The organism is Brevibacillus sp. TJ4, from assembly GCF_044627595.2.
Classification (GTDB): Bacteria; Bacillota; Bacilli; order Brevibacillales; family Brevibacillaceae; genus Brevibacillus.
In genome coordinates, this window is record NZ_CP185865.1 from 156,745 (window position 1) to 171,935 (window position 15,191).

Here is a 15,191-nt window from a genome sequence, read left to right on the forward strand (position 1 = left end):
ATGCAGGAGAAAAATCCAGGGTTGGCCCTGTTTACACTTCTGGTGTTCCTGTTTTTGCTGGGGCCGCTCGTTATCATTTCCTTTACATCGTTTGAACCCGGGGTCGTCCTGAAGTTTCCGCCGGAAGGCTTCTCCTGGCGATGGTACGAGAACATTTTTAAAGTGAAGATGTTTATGACGACGTTCTGGACATCGATGTTCGTATCGCTGGCGGGCAATTTGCTGGCGCTGCTGATCGGCGTCCCTGCCGCATATGCGCTAAGCCGCTTTCAATTCAAGGGCAAGGCTGCGCTCAACGCGATTTTTATCTCGCCTGTTCTGATTCCCGGCATCGTCATGGGCTTTGCCATGCTCAAATACGTGATTATCGTATACAATCTGCCGATTTACGCGGGGCTCTTGATCGGACATACCGTGATCATGCTTCCCTTCATTATTCGGGTAGTGGCATCGAGCCTGTCCAACTTCGACTTCGCGATTGAAGAAGCGGCGCTCAGCCTGGGGGCGGGACGGATCGCCACGTTTTTCAAGGTGGTTCTGCCCAATATCCGCTCCGGTATTATCGCGGCGATTCTGATCGCCTTTCTGGAATCGTTCAACAATGTCGACATCTCTGTGTTTATGACAGGACCTGGGGTGAGCACGCTGCCGATCCAGATGCTGACCTATGTGGAAAACAACTTTGATCCGACGATTGCCGCACTTTCCGTGCTGCTGATGATCATTACCGCTCTCTTCATGTTTGTCATCGAGCGTCTGATGGGACTTTCCTACTTTACAAAACGATAACGGAGGCAAAAACATGGCATTGCTTACGCTGGAAAACGTATCGGTTGCCTATGACAATCAGTACATTTTGCAAGACTTCGACCTGAACATCGAACAAGGACAGCTTGTCTCCCTGCTGGGCCCGAGCGGCTGCGGCAAGACGACGACGCTTCGTTTGATTGCCGGATTTCTCGAGGCGAAGCATGGCAAGTTCCTGTTTGACGGGAAGGATTACACCCGTGTCCCCGTAAACAAGCGCAACTTCGGGTTTGTCTTTCAAAGCTACGCGCTGTTTCCGCACTTGTCCGTCTTTGACAATGTCGCGTTCGGACTGCGCCTTCGCAAAGTAAACGAGGCAGAGGTCAAAAAGCGCGTCTCCGAGATTCTCGAAGTCGTCAGCCTGGGCGGCTTTGAAAAGCGCTACCCGAAGGAATTGTCCGGCGGGCAGCGGCAGCGGGTGGCGATTGCCAGAGCGCTGGTGATCAAGCCGGACCTGCTCTTGTTTGACGAACCGCTGAGCAATCTGGACGCCAACCTGCGCGTGAACATGCGCGTGGAAATCCGCCGCATCCAGCAGGAGCTGGGGATTACGACCGTCTATGTCTCCCATGACCAGGAGGAGTGCTTCTCCATCTCGGATCAGGTGGCGATTATGAACAAGGGCGTGATCGAGCAGTTGGATGATCCGGCGACGATTTTCAAATACCCCAAGACCGAGTTCATCGCCCGCTTTATCGGTTTTTCCAACTTTATCAACTTTGCCGAGCGGACTGAACGCGACTCCGAAATCGCGCTGCGCGTCGGCGACCACTGGTTTGTCGCCAGCAAAAATCCGGGAACGCTGCAGGCATCCGGCAATACATGCGCCCTGCGCCCGGATGATCTGATCGTCACCCAGACAGCGACACCGGATGGCAATCAACTCCCCGGTCGCGTCAAGGTGAGCACGTTTTTGGGCAGAAGCTATCAGTACGTCGTACAGACGGAACTGGGTGATTTTACGGTAAACCAGGAGATGGAAGCCCCTTATAAAAACGGCGAAAACGTGTACCTGCACTTCCCCAAAGACAAATTGGTGCTGGTGGATTAACAAGAGGGAGGGCTTTTCGTGAAAGTTGATGTGCTGATACAAGACGTCCTGGTTTACAACAGTTACTTCAAAACCTTTATCGCGGGAAACGTGGCTGTACAAGACGGAAGGTTTTTCTATATAGGCAAGCGCGGGACAGAGACATTTGAAGCGGGCGAGATCGTGGACGGGCGCGGGCGATACATGCTCCCCGGCCTGATCGATATTCACTTGCACATCGAAAGCTCCATGGTGACGCCGGAGACGTTTTCCTACGCGCTGATCAAAAACGGCGTGACGACGATTGTCCCGGAACCGCACGAAATGGCCAACGTCTTCGGAATCGAGGGGATCAAGGAAATGATTCGCGCCAGTCGCGATTGCGTCGTCGACATGAAGTACGCGATCCCCAGCTCCGTTCCGGCGACGTCCATGGAGACGACGGGCGGATCAGTCGAGCTGGCCGACATCGAGGAGCTGCTGCAGACCGAAGAGCTGGTCTGCATGGGGGAAATTATGAACTACGTGGACGTGATCACCGACCCCGACTGCAAGACCAACCAGATTCTCGACTACCTGCGCCGCAACCATCCCGATCTGGTCATCGAGGGACATTGCCCGAAGCTGCTTGACCTTGATTTGCACCGCGTCATTTTTGCCGGGGTAGACTCCGACCATACGCATCAGACGGTGGAGGGGATGGAAGCGAGGATCGCTGCCGGGATGTTCATCGAGGTGCAGGAAAAATCGATGACAGATGAAGTGATGGAGTATTTGATCAATCACGAGGTTTCCGAACACTTCTGTTTTGTCACCGACGATGTGATGACCGATTCCCTGTACAAGCGCGGGCATCTGAATTACATCGTCAAAAAGGCGATGCAGATGGGCATGACGCCTGAGCGTGCGATCTACGCCAGCACCTTTACTCCGGCGCGCCGGATGAAGATGCACGACCGCGGCGCGATTGCACCGGGCAAGCTGGCGGACTTTCTGCTCGTATCGGACCTGCGTGAGCTGACGATCGATCAGGTGTACAAAAACGGAAAATTGGCGTACGACGCACAGCGGGAGTATCGCCAGGTCGTGACGCCATCGCAGTTCCCCGAACATTTTTACCGCAGCGTGCAATTGTCGCCGCTTTCGGAAAAGGACTTCCTCGTGCAGATGGATGCACCGGACAACCGCTATCCCTGCCGTGTCATGCTGGTGCAGGACGGTTCGACCTTTACCGAGGACCATCGCGGTATCGTGGAAGTCCGTGACGGACAGCTCTGCTGGGAGGAGAGTCCGTACGGGTTGATCGCTGTGTTTGAGCGGTACGGCAAAAACGGCAACCGCGGCTACGGGCTGATCAGCGGCGATACGATCAAGCGCGGGGCGATCGCGACGACCTACTCGCACGACAACCACAACCTGCTCGTGGTCGGGCACAATCCGCATGACATGACGGTCGCAGCCAACGCCGTCATCGAGATGCAGGGCGGATTTTGCGTCGTCCTGGACGGCGAGGTGATCGCGCGCCTGCATTTGCCGGTAGGCGGTATTCTGACCGAAGAGCCGCTGGAAAAGACGGCGAAGGAAGTCGAGCAGCTTCGCCGGGCGATGGAGGAGCTGGGCTATCGCCACTACAATCCGATCATGTCGATCAGCACCCATTCCTTGCCGGTCAGCCCGGCATTGAAAATTACCGATCTGGGGCCGATCGATGTCAACGCCGGAAAAGTGGTTCCGCTCTTGCTGATGTAAAAAAGGAATAGCCGAAATCGATGACGAAAAAACCGTCGGGGTTGGTCCGGACGGTTTTTCGCATGTCCGTGTCAGGTGGACGTCGCGCCGCTTTCTTTTTCTGATGTACTTTCCCCGTGGAATCAGGTACTATGACTCTATGTGTAGATTGACAAATTGTGTAAGGGTGTAGAAGAAAATGATAGAAACCTATTCGCTTCGGGAGAAATGGCGTCAATTCGCTGTTGTGTTGCTGCCGATTTTTATTACCCAAATGGCCCTGTTCTCCATGACCTTTTTTGATACGATCATGTCCGGACAGGCGAGCCCGACAGATTTGGCGGGGGTGGCGATCGGGGGAAGCATCTGGGCGCCGATCCAGTCAGGACTGACGGGAATTCTCATGGCAGTCATGCCGATGGTGGCACAGATGGTAGGAGCCATGCAGAGGGAAAAGGTTCCCCAGACGATTTTGCAGGCGCTGTATCTCTCTGTGGCGATTGGCGCTGCGCTGATTCTGATTGGCTCGTTTGCGCTCGACCCGATACTGGACACGATGAAGCTGGAGACGGAAGTGCGCGACATTGCCCGAGGCTTCCTGCATGCGATTGCGGCGGGGATCATCCCGTTGTTTCTGTATACGGTCATCCGCAATTTTATGGATGCGCTCGGCGAGACGAGAGTGACGATGATCATTACCCTGCTCTCGCTGCCGATCAATATTTTCCTGAACTACTGCCTGATCTTCGGCAACTTCGGCTTCCCGCGCCTGGGCGGGGTGGGAGCTGGCGTCGCTTCTGCGATCACCTACTGGATTTTGTTGATCATCAGCCTGGTCGTCGTCGTTCGCTTCCAGCCGTTTGCTGACTACGGCATCTTTCAGAAGCTGTATCGCATCTCTCTGCGTGCGTGGAAGGAGCTGCTGCGGCTCGGTATTCCGATCGGCTTTGCCATCTTTTTTGAGGTCAGCATTTTTGCCGCTGTTACCTTGCTGATGAGCGAGTACAGCACGATCACGATTGCTGCCCACCAGGCCGCGATGAACTTCGCTTCCTTTATCTACATGATCCCGCTGAGCGTCTCGATGGCGATGACGATTCTCGTTGGCTTCGAGGTCGGGGCACAGCGGTACCGGGATGCCCGGCAGTACAGCTACCTGGGGATTGGAGTTGCCATTGGCATGGCTTTGCTCTGCGGGATCGGACTGTACCTGTTTACCGAGCAGGTGGCAGGCTTCTATACCAAAGACCCGGACGTGCTGCAACTGGCCCAGGAGTTTTTGCTGTACTCGATCCTGTTTTTGATCTCGGATGCGATCGCCGCTCCTATCCAGGGCATTTTGCGCGGGTACAAGGACGTGACGGTTACGTTCATCGTCGCGCTCGTCTCTTACTGGGCGATTGGCTTGCCGCTCGGCTACCTGCTGGCCCAGTACACGTCGCTTGCCGCATTCGGCTACTGGATTGGGCTGATTTCGGGATTGGCGGCTGGGGCTGTCTTTTTGTACGGACGGCTATTGGCTCTGCAAAGGCGAAAAATCAGGGAAGCATCGTGACGGTGCCTCATACCTGGCGGAAAACCCTTGTGATAGAGGGTTTTCCGTTTTTTGCATGAAGCGTCGGGGCAAAGCTGACAATATAGCGAGGACAGAAAAATTGTGATCCTATTTGGCCGAAGCAAGGTATATACTGTATTTTAATGAAAAAATGGAAGATATCCTGACATGAAGCAAAGCAAGAAGGGAGGAGGAGACATATGTCATATGATTTTCTCATCAGACTGGGGATCGCCATGTTTTTGGGACTGCTCATCGGTGTCGACAGACAGTTGAAGCACAAGCCTCTGGGCGTAAAGACGAGCATGGTCATTTCTGTAGCGAGTTGCCTCATCACGATCGTGTCGATTGAGGCGGTACATCGGTTCTCCTCTCCGGGAGCAACCAATATGGACCCGATGCGCCTGGCTGCACAAATCGTCAGCGGTGTCGGTTTTCTCGGCGCGGGGGTCATCTTGCGCCGGAGCAATGATGTTATTTCCGGCCTGACGACGGCTTCCATGGTCTGGGCAGCATCGGGCCTGGGAATTGCCGTAGGCGCTGGCTTCTATTATGAAGCAGTGACTGCGACGATCCTGATTATTCTCGCCATCAACCTGTTCCCGCTGATTCTCAAGTGGATCGGTCCGAGCTCCTTACGCGAACGAGACTTGGCGATCAAAATCGTCGTTCAGGAGCAAGCAGACCTCGATGAAGTATTTAAACAAATCAAACGCTTGCAGATGAAAGTGAAGAGAGTCAAGGTCAGAGATGTGGAGAACAGGCAGCAGAGGCTGGAGATGGAGATCTCCTCGCCGGAAAACACGTATACCACCGATGTGTACACGCAGTTGAAAAAGGTGTGCCACGTCGTGTCCGTCGAAGTAGAGAGCAGGTAGCGGAAACAGCGATTCGAGCAAGTCGTGTCACCTGAAAAAGGAGGCTGGAGTCGAGATGGAGTACAGAGTGGAAAAGGACACCCTTGGGGAAATCCAGGTGCCAGCGGATAAAATGTGGGGAGCGCAGACGCAGCGCAGCCTGCAAAACTTCCGCATCGGCGAGGAGAAAATGCCACTGGAGCTGATCCGCATGTTTGCCGTGCTAAAAAAGAGCGCGGCACTGGCCAACGAAAAGCTGGGGAAGCTGGACGCAGAAAAGGCCAAAGCGATTGTCACTGCCGCTGATGAAGTGATCGCCGGCAAGTGGGATGCGCATTTTCCTCTGGTCGTGTGGCAAACCGGCAGCGGCACGCAGTCCAATATGAACGTAAACGAAGTGATCGCCCGCCGCGCCAATCAGCTTCTCGAGCAGGCGGGCAGCCAGGCTCGCATCCACCCCAATGACGACGTCAACAAATCGCAAAGCTCCAACGATACGTTCCCGACCGCGATGCATCTGGCGGCGCTCGTTGCCGTGGAGGATCAAGTGCTTCCCGCTGTGGCGAAGCTAAAAGAGACGCTGCGGCAAAAAAGCGATGCGTTCATGCACATCATCAAGGTAGGACGCACCCACTTGCAAGACGCCACGCCGCTGACGCTGGGCCAGGAAATAAGCGGATGGTGCCGCATGCTGGACAAAAGCGAGCAGATGATCCGCGAGAGCGCACAGTATTTGCGCGAGTTGGCGATAGGCGGCACGGCTGTCGGGACGGGGATCAACGCGCACCCGCGCTTTGGCGATCTCGTCGCCGAGGAGATCAGCCGCGAGCTGAACAAGCGTTTTGCCAGCGCGCAAAACAAATTCCACGCCCTGACCAGCCACGATGAGCTCGTGCATGTACACGGAGCGTTCAAGGCATTGGCTGCCGATCTGATGAAAATCGCCAACGACGTGCGCTGGCTTGCCAGCGGTCCGCGCTCCGGCATCGGCGAAATCACGATTCCCGCCAACGAGCCGGGCAGCTCGATCATGCCGGGGAAAGTGAACCCGACGCAAAGCGAAGCGATGACGATGGTGGTCTGCCAGGTGATGGGCAATGACGCCACGATCGGCTTCGCCGCCAGCCAGGGCAATTTCGAGCTGAACGTGTTCAAGCCGGTCATCATTTACAACTTCCTGCAGTCGGCCCGCTTGCTCGCCGACGCGATGCACTCGTTTGCCGACAACAGCGCGGCAGGCATCGAGCCAAACCTGGCGGTGATCGAACAAAACATGAAAAACTCGCTCATGCTCGTCACCGCGCTCAATCCGCACATCGGCTATGAAAATGCCGCCACCATCGCCAAGCTCGCCCACAAGGAAGGCATCACCCTGAAAGAGGCAGCAGTCAAAAGCGGCCTGCTTAGCGCGGAGCAATTCGAGCAAATCGTCCGCCCCGAGCAGATGATCCACCCCAAGGAATAGCTTTTTGCTGTCACAGCTCACACTTACGCAACCGATGGCCGTACCGGGCTATCGGTTTTTCCTTTTTCTTGCTTGCGCTTGTTCTGTCCCAGCAAGGAGAAGTAGACTCTTAAAAAGCTACAGATTAATGGAGCTTTAGTAGTCTTTTCCTATCTTAAAAGTGTTTCTCCAAGGATATACCCAGTTCGCGCCTTTAATTGTAATAGATGCCGGCCCATAGCCTATACTAAAACCATCAATATATTTAGGTGCACTTGAGTGTACATATCTAGATACAAACGTCCCTGTTTCACCTTTGTGAGATTTAGGTATACGTACCCTATCTCTCACATAGCCATCATGTATTCCTTCATGATAGTCAATATCAATTTCTGCATATGAACCGTAGACATCCTGATCAATGTCTGGATCAAAATCAATACTTCCAAGTTTTCTACCGCTACGACTAAAATAAGTCACATCATAATCAGCGGTTGTTTTTATAGAAGTTGTATGAGATTGCCAAGCATGCGCTACTCGATCAGTAAAATATAGTATAGGGCGTGAACTCCATTCAAATTTAGTGTAGTAAGAATATTCATATTCATCATCCTTTGTACCATGATAGACTATATAACCCCAGCCTGTAAAATCTCCTTCCTCATAATCACCAAGATCAGTTCCAGCAATCGTTACATCTCCCGCAACATCTTCGTTTACCAATCCCATTTCTTGTAGTTTTTCAAAATCTTTCTTTGCAATTTTTTTAATTTTTTCTTTATTTTTTTCAGTGACGATGTGTTGAACTCCATCTAGGTCAGTATAGATAGTTGGTTCATACTCAACTTCCGAGTCCACTTTAACGCCACCTTCAGCTAACAATTCCTCTTGCATTCCCTCTGGTAAAGTATCAATCTCTTTTTCAGAAAAACCCATTATCTTAAGTATTTTTTTTGTTCGTTTTTTGAAATCTTTTGGGATTTTGATTTTCCAAGACCTTTAACCCTCCCGTCTTCATAAACTGTTACATCGAGATCGCCGACCTTAACCATGTCAAAACTAACCTCTTCTTCAATCTCTTTAAAGTCTTTGCTGGCCGCACCTACAGTAAATGGGATCAAGCTAGTCAGTGTAACAGTTGCAACTAGAGAAGCTATAAGTTTTTTCTTTAGAAAAGGAATCATTTTGAAAATCTCCTAATATATGGTATATTGGAATTGTAACCATATCACAAAAAATTGTCAACAATTGGAAAATGAAGGGGGCTTGTAATTGAAAAAGAGAAAACTTATTGTTTTTTTTGGTACATTGTTTCTTGTAATGGTGGTGCTTTTACTAACATGGAGTATTTATTTTAAGGAAAAGACAGTAGCAGTCGTAAAAGTAATAGAGATTAGCAATGACCTTATGGTAATAGAGGATCAGCTCAATGTGAAAACAACTATTAATGTCCCGAGGGTTATTACGAAATTAATTAAAGTGAACGAAGAATATTTTGTAGAGTATGAGTCTAGCTTTATAGGATCGCCGAAACTTGTTTCTATAGAACCCCTAAACTAAAGATGAAACATTATATAGACATAACTAATTAGTTGCAGCTTTAGTCAAACAAAATCAACACGAAGCAACCCGCTCCGGCACAACGCCAGGCGGGCTTTGTCTGTCAGCAATCCCTCAAATTAGAGTAGGCTGCAAATCAAAGGCGTCGGAGCTTCCAAGTTCGACAAATACGGCGAGATGTTCCTGGAATGTCTGCAGCAATACGCTGCACAAACACCCTAAAGCAAGGAGAGGGAAACGGTGAGGATTGCTGCCCTGTATGATATTCACTCCGCGCACACCAGCCGAGATCCGAAAGAGCGGCGATCCCCAGGCAATCCCGTTCGCTGAGGACAACGTCAAAAAAGTCCCCACGGCGACCGAAGCGATCGACATCTTCGAGAGAATCAACCGTAACCGGCAGTCATAAACGCAAGAAGGACAGCTCGGCATGTAAAAGGCCGCTGTCCTTCTTGTTTTTTGTAATGGTGCCGCTGGTTAACCCAACAGGCTTTTTTCTTGCGCCTTGATCTGTCCGCGCTTTTTTGTCAGGAAAGAGAGGAACAGGAGAAGGATCAGCCCCTGGATGACGATGGCCCAGGAGATGGACGCGCCCAGATAAACGACCAGATAGTAAATCCCCGAGCCTGCGGCCATCAGCCCATTCTCGATAAAATTTTGGATGGCGATCGTTTTGCCCGATCCGACCATTCGTTTGCCCCGTTCTTGTAGCACCGTGTTCATCGGAATGAGAAAGACTCCTCCCATAAACCCGGCCAGCAGCAGGAAACCTACCGCAACAGCCGTGATGTGAACCCAGGGAAACAGGACGATGACGGCAAACATGCCAAACCCGAATGCCAGCGAACGCGTAAATGACCGTAGAGGAACCAGCTTCGGGGCGAGAAAGGCTCCGACGATAATCCCGATCGACGTCGTCGCGAGGATCAGGGAGACGGAAAAATGCTGCGGGTCAATCGACAGCGATACGGGAATCCAGGCGAGCACTGCGACCCTGAGCACCGCCGAGCTCATCCAGAAGGCACCTGTGCCGACGAGGGCAAAGCGGGTGTCCCGCTGCTTCATCAGCTTTTGAAAATCGAGAAAGAAGCGGCGCGCCTCCGTACCGTAGCGGATCGCTGCATTCCCCTCCATGCGGGGAATCAAAAAGGTCATCATCAGCGACAGCAGGTACAGGATGAGACAGATGCCGGACGAAAGCAGCGGATCGATCATCGACGCAATCGCGCCGCCCCCTCCGATTCCGGTCAAAATGGCGATGATCGTATACGCCTCGATGCGGGCGTTGGCGCGGAACAATTCGTCTTCGTTGTTCGTCAGCTCCGGCAGGATTCCGTATTTGGCAGGAGAGTACACGACTGCGCCGACGCCTACCGTGAAATACGCGAGCATCAACAGCAGGATGCTGCTGTGATCGATGACAAACAGCAGCAGCACGCCGACTGCCTTGAGCAAATTGCCGATGATCAGGACAAACGACTTCGGATGCTTGTCGGCAAAGGGGCCGACGAGCGGTGCGAGAAACAGGTAGGGCAGAAAAAAGGCGATGGAGACGAGTGCCAGCATCGCGGGAGAAAACCCGTTCTCCCGCAGCAGATTGGCGATGACAAACAGCACCATGTTGTCGGCGAAGGCGGATAAAAATTGCGTGAGATACAGGGCTGACAGCGGCTGGATACGATTGGTCACGATGCTTCGCCTCCTTGTTCAGCCCATCGCTTCAGGCTGACGTAATCGGTTTTTCCGCTTCCTAACAGCGGTAGTGTTTTGGTGTGCTTCACGGCTGCCGGGACGAGCAGCGGCGAGAACTGGCGCTGGCTGATGTACGAGCGCAGTTGCGACAGTCCGGCTGTTTCGTCTGTGGTATAGAGCAAGACCCGCTCTCCCCTGCGCTGGTCGCTGACGGTGATGACAGCGAATTCCGAGTGGCCAAAACACTGCATCGCCAACTCTTCAACCAGATTGAGCGAGACCATTTCCCCGCCGATTTTGGCAAAGCGCTTCAGGCGGGACTGGATCGTCAGGAAGCCTTCTGCATCTGCCTCCACCAAATCGCCCGTCCGGTACCATTCCTCTGCGGGCAAAAAGCCTTTTCCGTGGATCAGGTAGCCTTTCATTACGTTGGGGCCTTTGACCAGCAATTCGCCGCCATTGTCGATCCCGTCTACTTTTTCCAGGCGGTATGCCATACCGGGTAGCAGGCGGCCCACCGTCCCTTTCTTGTTGGCAAGCGGCGTGTTGAGCGAGAGGATCGGAGCCGTCTCGGTCGCGCCGTACCCTTCAAAAATCCGCACACCGAACTTCTCCATCCACAACTGGCGAACGTCGTCCTTCAGTTTCTCTGCGCCTGCAAACACGTAGCGCAGCGAATAGAAGTTGTACTGATGAGCCATCCGCCCGTAGCCTGCCATAAACGTCGAGGTTCCGAACAGGATCGTCGCGTTCTGATCGTACACCAGCTCCGCGATCGCCTTGTAGTGCAGGGGACTTGGGTAAAGGTAGACGGGAATTCCTTTGATTACCGGCAGCAGCGTCCCGGCAGTCAGTCCGAAGCTGTGAAACATCGGCAAGGCGTTGAAAAACTTGTCGCGGCTGGTGATGTCGATCACACTTGTCACCTGCTGGATGTTGGCGTACAGGTTTTCATGGGTCAGAACCACGCCTTTTGGCTTGCTCTCGCTGCCCGAGGTGAAAAGAATCAGTTCGTTCGTGACAGCCTGTGCCTTTTGTTTGCGCAGGTAGCGCAGCAGCGCGAGCAGTTTGTCGGAGGTGGTGGCGGACGCTTTCAGATCCTCCAGGTAGACGATCTTTGCATGCTCCTCCAGCGCTTCGATGAGGTGCTCCAGCTTGCCTTTTTGTACGAATACACGCGACGTCAGGATCGTATCGATCTGGGCTGTCTCGCAGCAGTCGAGCAGCGAGCGGGTACCCAGGGAAAAATTCAGGATCGCTGGCGTTTTGCCGATCGAAAACAGAGCCAGCAGCGTAATCAGGTGACCGACGGAATTGGGCAGCAGCAGTCCGACAGACGGTTGACCCAAGAGCATCGGGCGCAGCTTGCCAGCGAGAAGATAGCTGCCGACCAGGAGAGTCCGGTAGTTGATGGCTGTCGTCAGGTCTTTGGCGATTTCCATTTTGGAGCCGTTGACGCGGGCAGCTTCCAGGACTTCATCGAACAGGTTGACGTTTTGCTTCATCTTGCTAGCAAACAGCTCGTTTTGCATCGTGCGCAGGACGAGGTCGCTCGCCTGTGCTTTTTGTTCGCGCATCGACAGTTCTGGATTGTGCGCGATGCGGTAGGAGGAGCCGATCCGAAATGTGATCTGCGGGAACCAGCGGATCGGGAGTTTGCCTTTCAGGTAAGAAAAGATCGAGCGCTCCGCTCCCTGGATGATCACGGGATAGACGGGAATTCCGGTGCGCAGGGCCAGGTAGGCGACGCCGCTGTACATTTTCATCAGGCCGCCCGTGGTGGTGATCCGGCCTTCCGGAAAGATCACCAGCGTCTTTCCTTGCCGGACGACGCGCAGCATTTGGCGGATCGAGTAGGGATTGAGCGGATCGACCGTGATGTGCTGGCAAAAACGCAGGAAAAAGGAGAAGCGTTTGGCGATTTCCGTATTGACGACGAAGGTTGCGTTTTTGGGAAGGTAAAAAGAGAGCAGCACTGCGTCCAACAGCGACACGTGATTTGGCGTAATCAGAGACGGCTGGCTGAGGTCGAGTTTTTCCAGACCGTGTACGCGGGGACGGAACCAGAGAATCAGGATACATTTGATGAAGGCATGAATCAATTTCATCTGTACCACACCTTTACAAAAAGAATGATTGCATAGTTCTGATTGTAAAGAATGGGGGGATTTGCAAAAGTACCAACTTTCTTTGGTACCTGCTCATAAGCCCTGGTAAAATTCCCTGGTTTCGCGTTAAAACAGCTTTCGTTGGCGTGCCTTGGCGGCTGCTTCCTTGCTCGATTTGACGCCCATTTTTTTGAGGATGCGGTTGATGTGGTTTTTGATCGTGCGCTTGGTGATGTGGAGCGACCTTTCGATTTGCGTCTGGGTCTGCCCTTCGTGGATCAGGCGCAGGATATCCTTTTCCGCGGGGGAGAGCAGCTTCTGGTACTCGTCGTTTTTCAGACGCAAAAATTCGTTTCGCAGCGCCTGTGCGGCAGTCGGATGGATCGCCGATTGCCGGGTGTGAGCAGCGCGGATCGCGTCCGGTATTTCCTTGAAGCTGGACTTGCTGATGTAGTTGACGGCACCTGCGGAGAACGACTCGACGATCACGTCTTCATCGGTCAGCGAAGTGAGCATGATAATGGTGCAGTCGGGATGGTCCTGAAGCAGCGAGATGGCTGTATCGATGCCGTCCAGGTTGTTGTCGGTCAGGTTGATGTCCATCAGCACCACGTCGGCGGCTGATTGCGCAAAGCGCTCGATAGCCTCTTCCTTGCTGGCAGCCTCGCCGGTGACGCGGATGTCCGGCTCTTTGTTCAGGTAATCGATCAGGCCTTTGCGCCAGACCGGGTCGTCTTCTACGAGAAAAACAGCTATCGTCTTCATCGGTTTGTTTCCTCACTTTCGCTTCGCGCTGTGGATGTTCTGACGGCGACGCGTTTTTTCGGGAAGAGCAAAAACACCGTGGTTCCTGCTCCAGGCTCGCTGGACAGCTCCAGCAGTCCTTGATGCTTTTGCATCACGTGGTAGCAATACGACAGCCCCAGGCCAAAGTTGGTGCCCGATTTTTTCGTGGAGAAAAACGGGTCGAGCACGCGCGCCAGGTTTTCCCTGGAAATGCCTGCGCCGGTATCGGCGACAGAGACGACCAGATGCTTTTTGGATAAGAAGAGCTGGATGTTCAGCACTCCGCCTGTTTTCATCGCCTCGATCGCGTTCATGCACAGATTGGTCAGCACTTCACGCAGGAGAGCCGGGTCGCAGAGAAGCTGAAGCCTCTCGTCCAGCTCGGTGACGACCTCGATCTGCTGCTTTGCGGTAAATGGGCGCAGCGCATGGATGGCTTCCGTGATCAGTCCGGCGGCAGGCACGCTTTGCTCCCGCAAGTTCACGTCGCGAAGCTGGGTCTGGATGCGATCGACCATGTTCAGCATGTGCTGCGCCGATTGCAGCAAAACAGTCGCGTCCTCTTTCAGCTCAGGCTGGTTGTGTTGCTCGGCGTAGTCGTGTATGCGGTCGGCGTACAGGGAGATTTTGCCGACTTCGTTTTTTACAGTGTGGTTGATAATCTGCACGCCCGAAGTCAGCGCACGCAGCGTGCTGTCCAGCCGCCGCTTTTCGACGCGCAGCCGGACGCCGAGAAAGCCGTATTTCAGGCTGACGGCGATGATGACGATGAATTGGATCGCGACTACCCAGCCGTTGTAGCGCCACGCTTCGTAATTGTTGTGAATCCGCATGCCGTAGATGAGCAAAAAGACCAGGAAGAGCGGAACGATGATCAACAGATTGGTATAAAACAGGTTTTTTTTGACCAGCGGGTCCCGTTCGTCGCGGTATCGTCCGATCAGCAGGAACGAAGCGGCGAAAAAATAGGGAAATACCCATGCCACCATGATCCAGTAATTAAACGAGAGAACAGGGTAGATCGGCGTGATCGCCAGCATCACGAGCGGCGGGATCAGTCCGAGAATTTGCACGAATGTTTTGGTTTTGGCCGATAGCGATTCGCTGGAATGTATGGCGAACAGCAAAAACGTGTACGGCAATCCTGTCTGGCAGAGAAATGAGGCTGTTCTGCTCAAGAGGACGAGCCCTTGTTCCAGGTCGGGATGGGCAGCGAGTGTATCCGCCCAGGCGATCAAAATGTGTTCATCGATCAGGCCGGACAAGTAGCCGCCGCCGCCGACAAAAGCTGTCGCGCTCGCCCAGCGGATGGGGGTGCGGCGCGGGTCGGTAAACAGTACGAACAACCCGAGTGCCCATATGGTACATAACATGAAAAGCATCATGGCAAATACGATCTCCCGTCGGTAAAAACGTCGTACTTCTATTATACCGTACGAGGTTGCCGGCGTACGTAAAGAAATCCTGGGGTTCGGAAAACGGGGAGTGACTGAATCGAAAGCAGGAGTGCAGCGTTGGCGTTTGTCCCGGTGCGGGTATCGAGAGTCAGGCTTGTCCAGGCGTAGTGAATCGCGGGTCAGTTGCCGGCGAGAATAATTGGGATGCCGATCAAATACAATCCCAT

The 15,191-nt window shown here is 53.3% G+C and carries 14 protein-coding genes; 8 read left to right on the forward strand and 6 right to left on the reverse strand.

The features are described from left to right. The 6 genes from ACAF76_RS00725 to fumC all read left to right on the forward strand — a co-directional run bounded on the left by ACAF76_RS00725 (position 1) and on the right by fumC (position 7,442). Complete coding sequence (locus tag ACAF76_RS00725) at positions 1-789, forward strand: ABC transporter permease (RefSeq protein ID WP_421617368.1); 789 nt, start codon at positions 1-3, stop codon at positions 787-789. A gap of 13 nt (positions 790-802) precedes the next feature. Then, positions 803-1,858: an ABC transporter ATP-binding protein gene (locus tag ACAF76_RS00730; protein WP_421617369.1), complete on the forward strand. Its 1,056-nt coding sequence runs from the start codon at positions 803-805 to the stop codon at positions 1,856-1,858. 18 nt (positions 1,859-1,876) lie between these two features. Beyond that, positions 1,877-3,586 (forward strand): adenine deaminase, encoded by a 1,710-nt coding sequence (locus tag ACAF76_RS00735; protein ID WP_421617370.1) that lies wholly within the window; start codon positions 1,877-1,879, stop codon positions 3,584-3,586. 178 nt (positions 3,587-3,764) lie between these two features. Continuing rightward, positions 3,765-5,120: an MATE family efflux transporter gene (locus ACAF76_RS00740; RefSeq protein ID WP_421617371.1), complete on the forward strand. Its 1,356-nt coding sequence runs from the start codon at positions 3,765-3,767 to the stop codon at positions 5,118-5,120. A gap of 200 nt (positions 5,121-5,320) precedes the next feature. After that, positions 5,321-5,998, forward strand: a complete 678-nt coding sequence (locus ACAF76_RS00745; RefSeq protein WP_421617372.1) for an MgtC/SapB family protein — start codon at positions 5,321-5,323, stop codon at positions 5,996-5,998. Positions 5,999-6,053: 55 nt separating this feature from the next. Further along, complete coding sequence (fumC, locus tag ACAF76_RS00750; protein ID WP_421617373.1) at positions 6,054-7,442, forward strand: class II fumarate hydratase; 1,389 nt, start codon at positions 6,054-6,056, stop codon at positions 7,440-7,442. Between the two features lie 135 nt (positions 7,443-7,577). Here the strand turns inward: fumC and ACAF76_RS00755 are convergent, their stop codons facing one another. Together ACAF76_RS00755 and ACAF76_RS00760 are read right to left on the reverse strand one after the other, a co-directional pair. Beyond that, positions 7,578-8,357 (reverse strand): hypothetical protein, encoded by a 780-nt coding sequence (locus ACAF76_RS00755; protein ID WP_421617374.1) that lies wholly within the window; start codon positions 8,355-8,357, stop codon positions 7,578-7,580. Further along, complete coding sequence (locus ACAF76_RS00760) at positions 8,357-8,605, reverse strand: hypothetical protein (RefSeq protein WP_421617375.1); 249 nt, start codon at positions 8,603-8,605, stop codon at positions 8,357-8,359. The genes ACAF76_RS00755 and ACAF76_RS00760 overlap by 1 nt, the downstream gene beginning before the upstream one ends. Before the next feature lie 88 nt (positions 8,606-8,693). On the opposite strand from ACAF76_RS00760, the gene ACAF76_RS00765 reads away from it, so the two are divergent. Next, positions 8,694-8,981 (forward strand): hypothetical protein, encoded by a 288-nt coding sequence (locus ACAF76_RS00765; RefSeq protein WP_421617376.1) that lies wholly within the window; start codon positions 8,694-8,696, stop codon positions 8,979-8,981. A gap of 259 nt (positions 8,982-9,240) precedes the next feature. Next, positions 9,241-9,390, forward strand: a complete 150-nt coding sequence (locus ACAF76_RS00770; RefSeq protein ID WP_421617377.1) for a hypothetical protein — start codon at positions 9,241-9,243, stop codon at positions 9,388-9,390. A 68-nt stretch (positions 9,391-9,458) separates the two neighbouring features. Here ACAF76_RS00770 and lplT read toward each other — a convergent pair whose 3' ends face one another. From lplT to ACAF76_RS00790, 4 genes are all read right to left on the reverse strand, one after another. Beyond that, on the reverse strand, positions 9,459-10,670 hold the full coding sequence (gene lplT, locus ACAF76_RS00775) for a lysophospholipid transporter LplT (protein WP_421617378.1): 1,212 nt from the start codon (positions 10,668-10,670) through the stop codon (positions 9,459-9,461). Further along, on the reverse strand, positions 10,667-12,781 hold the full coding sequence (locus ACAF76_RS00780) for an AMP-binding protein (protein ID WP_421617379.1): 2,115 nt from the start codon (positions 12,779-12,781) through the stop codon (positions 10,667-10,669). Before ACAF76_RS00780 ends, lplT begins: the two co-directional genes overlap by 4 nt. A gap of 126 nt (positions 12,782-12,907) precedes the next feature. Continuing rightward, positions 12,908-13,546: a response regulator gene (locus ACAF76_RS00785; RefSeq protein WP_421617380.1), complete on the reverse strand. Its 639-nt coding sequence runs from the start codon at positions 13,544-13,546 to the stop codon at positions 12,908-12,910. After that, positions 13,543-14,952: a sensor histidine kinase gene (locus tag ACAF76_RS00790; protein ID WP_421617381.1), complete on the reverse strand. Its 1,410-nt coding sequence runs from the start codon at positions 14,950-14,952 to the stop codon at positions 13,543-13,545. The genes ACAF76_RS00785 and ACAF76_RS00790 overlap by 4 nt, the downstream gene beginning before the upstream one ends. Positions 14,953-15,191 lie beyond the last annotated feature (239 nt).